This is a genomic window from Agathobaculum sp. NTUH-O15-33 (assembly GCF_033193315.1).
Lineage (GTDB): Bacteria > Bacillota > Clostridia > Oscillospirales > Butyricicoccaceae > Agathobaculum > Agathobaculum faecihominis_A.
Map to the genome: position 1 here is coordinate 3,465,293 of NZ_CP136187.1, position 11,201 is coordinate 3,476,493.

The following is an 11,201-nucleotide window of genomic DNA, read 5'->3' on the forward strand; positions in this document are numbered from 1 at the left end:
CAAAAATTGTTTTTTGACAGTCTGAGGCCGGTTTCTTACGAAACCGGCCTTTTTTTGTTATGATTACTCTCTTTCTCAGGCGTCACCGCTGTTTCCAATCAAAGCAGCCGTAAAACGCCGCGTTTTTACGCTTTAGATAATCCTGCTCGTCTTTTTCGGTCCAATCGTACAGCCCCCGCCCCGCGCTTCGGCCTGTCGCGCCGTCCCGCAGACCCTGCCGGACAATCGGCGCGATTTCCTGCGCGCTGCACAGCGAGGGGTACACGCTTTTGGCGATCTCCGCCTCCAGCGCAAAGCCCACATCGTCAAAGTATTCCAAAAGGCCGATATTGGCGTAGCGCATCCCGACCGCGTACTTGACCGCCTTATCGAGATCAGCCGGCGTCACCACGCCCTGACCGACCAAATAGAGCGCTTCACGAAACAGCGCCTGCGCCAGACGATTCACCACAAAGCCCGGCACGTCTTTTTTCAGCACTACCACCTCGCGGCCCAACGCTTCCAGCCACGCTTTCATTTGCGCCAGTACCGCGGGATCGGTTTTCGGCCCGGGGACGAGCTCAATCAGCGGCAGCAAGTGCGACGGCTGAAAAGGATGCGCCACCGCAAAGCGGCGCGGCAGGCGCAGGTGCTCCGAGATTACCGCCGCCGGTATGGCGGAGGTAGCGGAAACCAGCATCGTTTGCTCCTCCACCGCAGCTTCGATCTGTTGAAACACCGACCGCTTGACGGCGATTTCCTCCGAAACCGCTTCCATGACCATTTCGCAGCCTGTAAACGAACCATAGTCCACACCCCCTGTAATGCGCCCGGCGATCGTTTCCCGGTCCGCGGAGGTCAGCAGCCCCTGCCGCACAAGATCGTCCAAGTTTTCCCGCACCATGGCCAGACAGCGCGTTACGCTGCTCTCCCTACGGCCCACCACGGCGACCGAAAAACCGTTTCCCGCCAAAAGCGTCGCCAGCCCGGCGCCGATTCGTCCGGTGCCTGCAACGCCAGCCTTTCGCCCTTCCATTTGCTTTCCTCCTATGTTTTAAATGCCGCACTGCATCCAGTGCGGCATTTTGTTTATTTTTATTATATACGCCGCGCCGCGATGAAGTCCAGCGCGTTTTTCCACGCATCTTCAAACCCGGACCGGAACAATACCACCGGCCCGAACGACTCGTAATCCGCGGCCTGCAACGCGTCCGCGTCGTATCCCTTTCTAAAATCGGGCAGCTTGGCGCGCAATTCTTCCACGACAGACGCGGGCGTTGGCATGAAAAACCGTTGCACGACCGGCGGGTCCTCTTCGAGCAGCCGGTCCGCCGTACCCTTCCAGTTGATCGTGATGCACGCATCTGCGCCCACCATTTCTGTAAAGTGCTGCAAGCCGCGCGCGCCGCCGCCGATGAAGCCGATCTCCGGGCAGATCTCCCGCGCCATCCAATATGCTTTTTTCGCCGCGGCAATGCCTGCCTGCCAAAGCGCGTCCGGGCAAACGTCAATGCTCTGACGGGCCGCTTGCTCAGTCAGGTACTGATCCAGAATACCCGTGATATGGGAAAAATAAAGCTTGGGCTTTCTGCCCATGCCCTCCGTCGCGCGCCGGTATACCCGGCACACATCTAAAGCCTGCCGCACGCTCAGCACCTCAGTCGCGTTGACGGAGATTTCTTCCCGCAGCACGGTCTCGATCGCCCGAAGCCCCTCCTCGGTCACCGGGATCTTGGCGATCATATTGGGCGCGTTCTCGCAGTTATATCGCGCGCACCGCACGATCGTATCATAATCCTCGTGAAACGGGTCGCCCTGTATGCTCACCAAGCCCTCGTTGCCGCCGCTTTTCTCGTACAGCGGCAGGAACTGTTCGGCCACCCGCTCGACCAGCGTCCGTTGCAGCGCGACCAGCGCCTTCGTATCGTCCGGCTCCCGCTGCAAGATTGGATTTAGCAGCGTGCCCACATAATCGGCCTCTTCCGGGCTTTGCATCATCTTCCACGAGTAAGCCGGATTTTGCGTACAGCCCACCGCGCCCGCGTCGATCGCCAGCCGCGCCTGCTCCCTCGTTACGTTGTTGATCCAAAATCTCGTCGCGGTCTGCGCGTGCACCCGTTTAAAATAGCTTTCCTTCATCATGATTTTGCATCCCCTTCCAAGACGGTCGGATTGACCGGGTATTTTGGCGCGCCGCCTGTCAAAAAATCGGCGATGCCCTGCGCGCTGTCCATGCCCATGGCGCGCAGCGCCGCGTCGCTCAGCGCCGCGTTGTGCGGGGAAACGATCAGGTTGTCCAGTTCCCACAGCGGCGAATCGGACCGCGGCGGCTCTTGCTCAAATACATCCAGCGCCGCGCCCGCGATCGCGTGTGCCGACAGCGCCTCGTACAGCGCGCGCTCGTCCACCACCGGTCCGCGCGACGCGTTGATCAAATACGCGCCGGGCTTCATCCGGCTAAGCGCCCCTGCATCAATCAGATGGTGCGTTTCTTCGGTAAGCGGCGTGTGTAAGCTCACAATATCGGCAGCGCGCAGCACTTCCTCTAAAGACACCAGCGAAACGCCCAGCGCGTCCGCCTGTTCCCGGCTCATAAAGGGATCGTAGGCAAGAAACGCCGCGCCAAAGCCAGAAAGCTTGTCGCGCACCAGCTGCGCGATACGGCCGAACCCTACCAAGCCGACCGACTTGCCCCGCAGCTCGGTCGTTATGTACTGATTGCGCTTTTGAAACTCGCCCTTTCGCGTTGCCCGGTCTAAAAACAATAGGTTTTTCAGCAGCGCCAAGATCAGCGCCGCCGTGTGCTCGGCCACGGCGTGTATGTTGGCCGTGGGCGCGTTCACGACCAGAATGCCGCGTTCCGTCGCCGCTTGCAGATCGATATTGTCCACACCGATGCCGTGCTTTGCAATCACGCGCAGCGTGGGCAGCGCGTCCATCACCTGCGCCGTTACCTGCTTGACCCGCACCAGCATGCCCTCGCAGCCCCGTGCGGCGGTCAGGTCTTCGCCGCCCTGTACGACTTCAAACTGCTTTTGCAGCAGCGCGATCGCATCCTCGTGGATTTGTTCGGTTACCAATACTTTTTTCATGCCTCAGCCTCCGTTATCGATCGTTTGCTTTTTCCTTGTGCCGCGCGCGCAGCTCCTTACGCACCGCCAGCACGATCACGGCGGCTGTGATGAGAAGGAAAACCAAGCTGATCGGGTGTGTGAAAAACGGCACGATGCTGCCTTCCGACTGCATCAGCCCGCGCCGCAGGTTGGTTTCGATCATGGGCCCCAAAATAAAACCCAAAATGATCGGCGGCAGCGGGAACCCGCCCTTTTCCAGCAAATACGCCACGATGCCGAAAAACAAAACCGCCCATACGTCGAACAGCCGGTTGTTCACGCCGAACGCGCCGACCACGCACAGCACCATGATAATGGGCAGCAGAATGTGTTTGGGTACGGTGAGCACGCGGGCAAATACCTTAATGCCGAGGTACTCCATGACCAGCATCAGCACATTTGCGATCAGGCACGCGGCAAAAATACCGTATACCAGCGGCCCGTTGTTCTGGAACAGCAGCGGGCCGGGGTTTAGTCCATGAATCATCAGCCCGCCCAGCAGCATGGCCGTCACCGTGTCGCCCGGAATGCCAAGGGTCATCAGCGGCACCAGCGCGCCGCCGATCGATGCGTTGTTAGACGTTTCCGAAGCGACGATGCCGTCGATCACGCCCGTGCCGAACTTTTCCGGCGTTTTGGACTGGTTCTTCGCCGCCGTGTACGCCAAAATATTGGAGGTGCCGCCGCCGATGCCGGGCAAAATACCGATGCCGATACCAATCGCGGCCGAGCGGAAAAGGTTGCCGATCTGGCTTTTAAACTCCGCGAAGGAAAAGCCAAAGCCCCGGATCTTAAAATCCTGCAAGACCTTGCCCTGCGGCACGCCCTTTTGCTTTGCCGCTTTGATGATCTCCGAGATGGCAAACAGGCCGATCAGCACGGGCAAAATATCGAAGCCCGCGTCGAGCGCGTGAAAGCCGAACGTCAGCCGGGGGATCCCGTCGATCGGGGCCGAACCGACCATTGCGAACGCCAAACCGACGGCCCCGCTGACCAGCCCCTTGACGACCGACCCGCTGATCAGGCTCGCCATCATGGAGATCGAAAAAATACCGACCGCGAAATACTCGTAATAGCTGAATTTCAGCGCCACCCGCGCCAGCGAGGGCGCGATGAACATCAGAACCGCAAGACCCAGCAGCGTGCCCAAAAAGGAAAAGAAAATGCCCACGCCGAGCGCCTTGCCCGCCTGTCCCTTGGCGGCCAGCGGATAGCCGTCAAAGCACGTCGCGACGGAGGCGGGCGTGCCCGGGATTCGCAATAGGATCGCCGCCACCAGACCGCCGGAAATACCGCCGATATAGAGACCCATTAAAAGCGCCATGCCCGAAATGGGCTCCATGCCGTACGTCATCGGCAGGCAGAGCGCGACCGCCATCGTCGCAGACAGGCCGGGGATCGATCCGAAAATAATGCCCAGCAGTACGCCGCCCGCGATCAGCGCGATGCAAAGAGGATTGAAGACCTCGGCAAAGCCGGTAGAAATCAGTGATAACATGCGCTCTCCTCCTTAACCCAGCAAGCCGCTGGGCAGCATTAAATAAAACACGCGCGTAAACAGCAGATAAATACCGGCCGACAGCGCGAGCGACAGCAGCACGTACAGAACAAGGTCCTTTTTACGCCGGTGCGCATCGTCCGCCAGCACCAGCATCTGCACCACCAGATACACCGCGGTCGACAAAAAGAAGCCGACCGGTTCCAAACAGAATACGTACACCGCGATCAGCGCCAGCGTTATGATCATGCAGCGCGTGCCTTCTGAAATCCCCTTTTGCTCTGCTTCCGCAGGCCCCGGATCACGCTTCGCTTTTTTCACCCCGTCGATCAGCAGAATTATTCCGAGGACGCCAAGCAACACGGCATCCATTTTCGGAAAGAAATCCGCCTTAATCAGGTTTAGGGAAAGCGACTGGATGGTCGTGCTCGCCCCAAACAGAGCCAGCGCAATGAGGATGACAACGCCGCCAATCGCGGCGTCCTTATATTTTTTGAGCAATACGCTCGCCTCCCGCCCTTACTTGTTTTGCCTACTTCGGTATGGGGAGGGCGGTCGGACGCCGCTCCTTCCGAACAGCGCCCGTTCCGCCCCGGTCCGTCGATCTTTTAGGAAAGCAGCTCGGCCGCGTACCGGTCGATGATCTCCTTGGTCGAATCCAGCAGCTTTCGTCCTTCCGCCGCGTCGGCATAGAACGGCGTTTGCCGGTATGCGTCCATGATATTTTCTGCGTATGCCGGCTCCTCGCTTACGGCCTTGCACGCTTCCGCAAACTTCTGAACGATTTCATCCGGCGTATCCTTCGGGAACGCGAAGAAATAGTATTTTTCCAAATGCACGTCAAAGCCTTGCTCGGTCGCGGTCGGGATATCGGGGAAGCCGTCGCTGCGTTCCGCGTTCACCTGTCCCAGCGCCACGAACTCGCCGGTTTCCAGATAATCCTTCACCGTGCCATACGCGTTGATAATCAGATCGATATGGCCTCCCGCAAGCGCCGCCACACGGTCGGAAGCGCCGCCAGCGTCCACAAAGGAGATATCGATGCCTGCGTCCTGCATCTGCTTGCCGTTGATATGCACCATCGTGCCGGTCTCAATGCCCATTTTCACCTCGCCCGGATGCTCCTTGGCGTACTGCGCCAATTCGGTCAAATTGGTGTAGCCCGCGTCCTTGCGCGCCACGATGATCTCGCCCGGGCCCTTGCCGACCACGGCGGCGAGCTTAAACTCGTCCAGTCCAAAGTCCGCCGTGCCGATCGCCTGATTGACGTTCATTGCCGTATGGAAAAACAAAGCCGTATACCCGTCCGGCTCCGAATCCTTGACCTGACGGCTCGCGATCGAGCCGCCGGAGCCCGTCACGTTGCTCACCACCACGGATGTGCCGAGCTGCTGATTGAGCCCTTCGAGATAAGCGCGCGCGTTGAAATCCGTATCGCCCCCTGCGCCGTACGGTACGATAACGGTAATGGGCCGTGCGGGCCATTCGCCGCCCTTGGCCGCGTTTGCCCCGTCGCCCTGCGTTCCGCAGCCGCCCAAAAGCCCCATGCACACAGCGCCTGCCAGCAATGCCGATACCATTCGTTTCATTTCAATGACCTCCTAATTTTTATATTGTTTCCTTGTCAACGATCCGGGTATGCCGCATGGAATCGGTCCACCTGTTCGCGCGCCACGCGGCCGAGCGTGCCGCCATCCGCAAATGCCACCACCATGCTGTATCCCTTGTCGTACAGGTCTTTTGCTTTGTCAAAGCTGCCCGCCACCGTGGCGAGGAATTTCCCGCTTGCAAACACCTTTTGCTCGATCGTGCGGATCGCCTGCTGGACCTCCGGAGCGGAGGGATCGCAGAAATGCCCCATCGACGTCGCCAGATCCATCGGCCCGATAAAAATACCGTCCAGCCCGTCCACTTCCAGAATCTCATCCAGATTTTCCACGGCAGCGCCCGTCTCCACCGCGGTCATCACGACGATCTCGTCGTTAGCGTGCGCCAAATAATTTTGCGCGTTCATGCCGAAGCCGCCTGCCCGCGGAGAAGGCGCGATGCCGCGCATGCCCTGCGGCGGATATTTGCACGCGCGCACCGCGTTTTCCGCCTCCTGCTTTGTGTTCACGTAGGGAATGAGCAAGCCGTACAAGCCAACGTCCAGCATGCGCTTGATGGTCACCAGATCGTTCCACGGCGCGCGGGCGAAGGGCACCGCGTCGAACCGGCCCATGGCCCGCAGCTGTTCCAGCAGGGTGAGCGGGTCGTTGGGCGCATGCTCCATGTCCACCATCAGCACGTCCACGCCGGCCTTGGCGAATATCTCCGCCGCGTACGGGCTTGCCATTTGCAGCCAAGCCCCCAGTACCTTTTTGTTTTCTTTCAGCAGTTGTTTTACCGGATTGTGAAACGTCTCATCCAGTCTCAGCATCGTAATGCCCCCTTGTTTTATTTTTCAATGCGAAACGGTAAGTCATACCGTTCCGCGTAACCTTTCAGCTCTTCATAAATACTGGGTTGCAGCAAAAGGCCGTTTTTCTGTCTATCGCGTTTGCAGGTTTCCTCGATCTCGCCGGGGAAGCAAAGCGGCGGCCCGTCCTCCACGGTCGGGATGGCGGCGATGTATTCCCGGTATTCCTTCATCCGCGCCTTTAGGATTTCTTTTCCGATCACCGCTTCCGCGTTCAGGGCCAGAAACAGGTGGCATGTCCCGCTGGGTTCGTCCGGGTCGGCATACATGCTCTTCAGGTGGTCGGAAAACGCGCCGCCCGTCAACACGCCGCACAAGATATCTATCACGTAGGCGATGCCAAGGCCCTTGAAGCCACCCACCGGCAGGAAATAGCCGTCAAACCCCTTTTGCGGGTCGTCCGTCGGGTCGCCGTTGCGGTCGGTCGCCCAGCCGAACGGTATCTTTTCCCCTTTGCGCGCCGCCATTTTCAGCTTGCCGCCCGCCACAACGGACAACGCCATGTCCAGCATGAAGGGTTGCTCGTCATAGGTCGGTATACCGATGGCGAACGGGTTGTTCCCCACCACGCGCCCCTTCGCGCCCGGCGCGGTGATATTGGGGCGCACATTGGTCGCCGCCGTGCCGATCATGCCCGCGTCCACCGCCAGCTGCGCGTAAATCGAAGCCGCGCCGAAATGATTGCTGTTTTTCACCAGCACCATGCCAAGGTTATATTTCTTTGCCAGCGCGATCGCCCGCTCCATCGCAAAGTGCGAGGCGACAAACCCGGAAGCGTTGTCCGCGTCTATCACGGTAAGCGCCCGGTCGCCGGAAACCGTTCTCATCCGGGGCGTTCGGTTGATTGCCCCCTTACAAAACCGTTCAAAATAAGCGCCCGTCCGCATCACGCCGTGCGAATCCACCCCGCGCAGACTCGCCTCGGTTAAGCCGTGGGCGTGGATCTCGGCGGTTCGTTCGTCCAAGCCTGCCTTTTGATACAGGCATTTAATAAAATCCGCAAGCTTTTTATCATCGCATAGGTAAGCCTTATCACTCATTTTTGATCATCCTCCCATATGCCTTGTAAAATATTCACTTCCCCAGAACAATTATCCGAACAGCTTTTCTAGGCAAAATTATGCTATTCGACCAGAATTATTGGATTTTTCGATATCGAATTATGAATTGTGCTTATAATATAACAAGCATTCCGCTGTTTGTCTTTAGAATATCTTCACCTCTCTTTCCCCTATATTCGCTTTTTGCGTAAAATCTATCGCAAACCTTTTTGGTCATGATTTATCACCCCATCAAAAAAAGCGGAAGTCAAATGATTGACTTCCGCTCAGACTGTAGACAAAGGTCTCTCGCCGCAACGCGCATAGAATGGAAAATGGAGCGTAGCGACGTAAAATCCGTTTTTTCGGGGGCGTGTACCTCGAAAAAACACCTCGACCCGCGCCACTGGGCGCGTAACCCGGGGGTATCGAGACCGGTTTCTCCGGAACTGGTCGAGTATCTAGGGGGCACCCAATGCCCCCTAGACAGCGTGTCGACTTTGTCGACACGCTAAGCGGAAGTCAAGTAATTGACTTCCGCTTTCAGGTATGTGAGGTATGTATTGATGCGGGCGCAAAAAGCTTTATCCGCCATAATATCGATAGCTGAACTTTCCATGCTGCTGAATCGCCGTAAACATCGCGTCCTTTTCCAGTTCGCGCATTTCACCCGGCGTTTTGCCCGTCACTTTTTTAAACACTTGGGTAAAATAATGCACGCTGGAAAATCCCGAAAGCGCGCTGATATCGGTCAGGCTATAACCGGAATAGCAGATCAGCTCATACGCCTTGCACACGCGCAAATAATTTACATAATGCACGATCGTAAAGTTCGTGGCTTGTTTGAACACTTTGCACAGGTAATTCTTGTTGTATTTCAGCTCATCCGCCAGCTGGCCGAGCGTAAAATCCTCTGCAAAATGGGCGGAGGCGTAGTCCGCGATCCGCTTTTCGATCCCGGTCAGGTTCGCAATGATATGGTCGATCGCGCGCGAAAACGGGTTGCGCTCCACAAAGGAGCCGTTTTTCCGTATGTACAGGTAAAACGCCTGTTCAAACAGCGCGTTGGCCATGGCCCGGCTGTACCGCATGTTGGACTGCCACTCGTTCCGCGCGCCCAAAAGCGCGGTCTCAAACTCGCTGTCCTCAATGGCAAAGCAGCGCGGAAGGCCGTGCACCTCCTCGCGCATTTGCTCGTTATGCAAATAGAATTTGGTGTCAATAATGCGCAGGCAACCGGCTTTGATCACGGGCAGCTCGTGCAGCTGCCCCGGTTCAATAATCAGGCACAGGTGCGGATACAGGCGCAGCTCCTGCCGCTCGAGCAGCATGTCGGCCTCGCCGGAAACCACGTAATACATCTGGTAAAAGTCATGGCTGTGTTCGCGAATGCCCCAGCCCCGCATGTAATCCAGCATGAACGTCCATACGACCTCGATATCCCGCATGCGCCGTCGCCTCCCCTTTTATGTTTCAGCCCTATTATACCGTTCACCCATTAGCGGCGCAAGAGTGGGATTTTTCCTGTTTGCCGCGCGCGTTCCCAAGCATCCCGCGATTGCTTTTCCGTTTTGGTATGGTATAAGCCGCAAGACGGCTATTATACCCGGATTAAATTAATTATACCATCAGCGGCGCTTAGGTGCATTTTGACTCTTCGGAATTGCTTGCCGCTGTGGTATAATAGCCGCAAGACGGCTATTATACCCGGATTAAATTAATTATACCATCAGCGGCGCTTAGGTGCGTTTTGACTCTTCGGAATTGCTTGCCGCTGTGGTATAATAGCAGTATCTAAAATCCGAAACAGAGGTGTTGACCATGGACTTTACCACGCTTTCCGGTTGCATTTACGCGGAGGACGCCTCAGGCAAACGGATCGCCGAAATCACGTTCCCCACCGTTCGTCCGGGCGTCGTTGACATCGACCACACGTTCGTCGACAACTCCCTGCGCGGTCAAGGCGTTGCCGACCAGCTTATGCGCGCGGCGCTGACCGAGATCCGCGCCGATGGCAACCGTGTGGTCGCCACCTGCCCCTACGCCGCCGCATGGTTTGAAAAGCATCCCGAGCAAGCCGACATTCTTGCGGATTGATCCGTTTGGGCTGTCTGAAGGACCCGTTGCAGAATTTTATTCTGCAACGGGTCCTTTTCACAGTTTTACTGATTGCTGTTATATCGCTTTGCCCTTTACAGGGAGCAGCATGCTCGCAGTCCTTTGCATGCGCGCCAGCAGCGCGTCCACATACGCGGCGGAATCATCGCAGCGGATGCCGCCGAGGCCGATATACGGCTTCCCCTTGCCGTGAAAATCGCTGCCGCAGGTCACGAGCAGGCCGCGTATACCGGCCTGCCCACAGTAAAAGGCCGTTTGCTCCGGCGTGTGATAATTGCTGTACGCTTCCACGCCGTCCATCCCTATGTCCGCTAGGCGCTGCAGCTCGTCCACGCGCAGCGCGTTTCCCGCGCCCGGATGGGCGAGCACCGCCACGCCGCCGCACGCGTGAATCATCCGGATTGCTTCGGCCGCCTGCATGTAGCGGATCGGCACATAGGCGGGGCCGCCCGGCGTGCAGTAGTCCAAACAAAAGTTTAAATACGGGTCGTCGCTCCGCGAGCCGCCCGGCCGGTAGGGCTTTAGCCGCGAACTGTTGACGTTCTCCGCGTCGTTCATCGCCGCTTCCGCGATCAGCTTACCGGTGATCACGCCGTCGCGCGCATGGCCGCATAGCCACGCGCCGTCGATCTGGATACCGCATTTACGGATCAGCTCAATGCGCAGCCCGCTCGCGTGGCGCTCCTGCCGCAAGATATTTTCCTCCACATCGGCAAAAACCACGCGCGTCTCGTCCACGCCGTAGCCAAGCAGGCGCAGCGCGCGCCCTTCCCAAACGCAGTCGAGCTCGATGCCGCTGATCAGCCGAATGCCGTGTACCCGCGCCGCCAGCCTTGCCTGCGCCACGCCGCGCACCGAATTGTGATCGGTCAGCGCCACCGTGGCAAGCCCTGCCGCCGCGCACCGCCGCATCAGTTCCTCCGGCGGCAGCTCGCCGTCCATGCTCACGCTGGAATGCAGATGCAGGTCGACCGTTTGTTCCATGTGCATGCCTT

At 58.1% G+C, this 11,201-nt stretch carries 11 protein-coding genes; 1 reads left to right on the forward strand and 10 read right to left on the reverse strand.

Annotated elements, in window-relative coordinates:
- Positions 1 to 82: 82 nt before the first annotated feature.
- The 9 genes from RWV98_RS16880 to RWV98_RS16920 all read right to left on the reverse strand — a co-directional run bounded on the left by RWV98_RS16880 (position 83) and on the right by RWV98_RS16920 (position 9,536).
- The gene (locus RWV98_RS16880; protein WP_317862240.1) at positions 83 to 1,015 is read right to left on the reverse strand and encodes a 3-hydroxyacyl-CoA dehydrogenase family protein; all 933 of its coding nucleotides are present in this window, start codon (positions 1,013 to 1,015) and stop codon (positions 83 to 85) included.
- A 62-nt stretch (positions 1,016 to 1,077) separates the two neighbouring features.
- Entirely contained in the window at positions 1,078 to 2,121 is a 1,044-nt protein-coding gene (locus tag RWV98_RS16885) for a transaldolase family protein (RefSeq protein ID WP_317862242.1), read from the reverse strand.
- A complete protein-coding gene (locus RWV98_RS16890; protein WP_317862244.1) occupies positions 2,118 to 3,071 on the reverse strand; it encodes a hydroxyacid dehydrogenase in 954 nt (317 codons plus the stop codon). Before RWV98_RS16890 ends, RWV98_RS16885 begins: the two co-directional genes overlap by 4 nt.
- Positions 3,072 to 3,084: 13 nt before the next feature.
- Positions 3,085 to 4,590 carry a tripartite tricarboxylate transporter permease gene (locus RWV98_RS16895; protein WP_317862246.1) on the reverse strand — a complete coding sequence of 502 codons (1,506 nt, stop codon included), beginning with the start codon at positions 4,588 to 4,590 and terminating at the stop codon, positions 3,085 to 3,087.
- A gap of 12 nt (positions 4,591 to 4,602) precedes the next feature.
- On the reverse strand, positions 4,603 to 5,091 hold the full coding sequence (locus RWV98_RS16900) for a tripartite tricarboxylate transporter TctB family protein (protein WP_317862247.1): 489 nt from the start codon (positions 5,089 to 5,091) through the stop codon (positions 4,603 to 4,605).
- A 107-nt stretch (positions 5,092 to 5,198) separates the two neighbouring features.
- Complete coding sequence (locus RWV98_RS16905; RefSeq protein ID WP_317862249.1) at positions 5,199 to 6,179, reverse strand: tripartite tricarboxylate transporter substrate binding protein; 981 nt, start codon at positions 6,177 to 6,179, stop codon at positions 5,199 to 5,201.
- Between the two features lie 35 nt (positions 6,180 to 6,214).
- Positions 6,215 to 7,009 carry an HpcH/HpaI aldolase family protein gene (locus RWV98_RS16910; protein WP_317862251.1) on the reverse strand — a complete coding sequence of 265 codons (795 nt, stop codon included), beginning with the start codon at positions 7,007 to 7,009 and terminating at the stop codon, positions 6,215 to 6,217.
- A 17-nt stretch (positions 7,010 to 7,026) separates the two neighbouring features.
- Positions 7,027 to 8,088: an Ldh family oxidoreductase gene (locus RWV98_RS16915; RefSeq protein ID WP_317862253.1), complete on the reverse strand. Its 1,062-nt coding sequence runs from the start codon at positions 8,086 to 8,088 to the stop codon at positions 7,027 to 7,029.
- 584 nt (positions 8,089 to 8,672) lie between these two features.
- Positions 8,673 to 9,536, reverse strand: coding sequence for a helix-turn-helix transcriptional regulator (locus tag RWV98_RS16920; protein WP_317862255.1), 864 nt, complete (start codon positions 9,534 to 9,536; stop codon positions 8,673 to 8,675).
- A gap of 373 nt (positions 9,537 to 9,909) precedes the next feature.
- Between RWV98_RS16920 and RWV98_RS16925 the strand changes: the two genes are divergently transcribed.
- Entirely contained in the window at positions 9,910 to 10,185 is a 276-nt protein-coding gene (locus tag RWV98_RS16925) for a GNAT family N-acetyltransferase (protein ID WP_317862256.1), read from the forward strand.
- Between the two features lie 78 nt (positions 10,186 to 10,263).
- Here RWV98_RS16925 and RWV98_RS16930 read toward each other — a convergent pair whose 3' ends face one another.
- On the reverse strand, positions 10,264 to 11,190 hold the full coding sequence (locus tag RWV98_RS16930; protein WP_317862257.1) for a PHP domain-containing protein: 927 nt from the start codon (positions 11,188 to 11,190) through the stop codon (positions 10,264 to 10,266).
- Positions 11,191 to 11,201: the final 11 nt, after the last annotated feature.

Excerpts from the sequence above, each read along its gene's own strand:
- RWV98_RS16880 (WP_317862240.1), bottom strand. The coding sequence starts at position 1,015 with ATGGAAGGGCGAAAGGCTGGCGTTGCAGGCACCGGACGAATCGGCGCC.
- RWV98_RS16885 (WP_317862242.1), bottom strand. The coding sequence starts at position 2,121 with ATGATGAAGGAAAGCTATTTTAAACGGGTGCACGCGCAGACCGCGACG.
- RWV98_RS16890 (WP_317862244.1), bottom strand. The coding sequence starts at position 3,071 with ATGAAAAAAGTATTGGTAACCGAACAAATCCACGAGGATGCGATCGCG.
- RWV98_RS16895 (WP_317862246.1), bottom strand. The coding sequence starts at position 4,590 with ATGTTATCACTGATTTCTACCGGCTTTGCCGAGGTCTTCAATCCTCTT.
- RWV98_RS16905 (WP_317862249.1), bottom strand. The coding sequence starts at position 6,179 with ATGAAACGAATGGTATCGGCATTGCTGGCAGGCGCTGTGTGCATGGGG.
- RWV98_RS16910 (WP_317862251.1), bottom strand. The coding sequence starts at position 7,009 with ATGCTGAGACTGGATGAGACGTTTCACAATCCGGTAAAACAACTGCTG.
- RWV98_RS16915 (WP_317862253.1), bottom strand. The coding sequence starts at position 8,088 with ATGAGTGATAAGGCTTACCTATGCGATGATAAAAAGCTTGCGGATTTT.
- RWV98_RS16920 (WP_317862255.1), bottom strand. The coding sequence starts at position 9,536 with ATGCGGGATATCGAGGTCGTATGGACGTTCATGCTGGATTACATGCGG.
- RWV98_RS16925 (WP_317862256.1), top strand. The coding sequence starts at position 9,910 with ATGGACTTTACCACGCTTTCCGGTTGCATTTACGCGGAGGACGCCTCA.
- RWV98_RS16930 (WP_317862257.1), bottom strand. The coding sequence starts at position 11,190 with ATGGAACAAACGGTCGACCTGCATCTGCATTCCAGCGTGAGCATGGAC.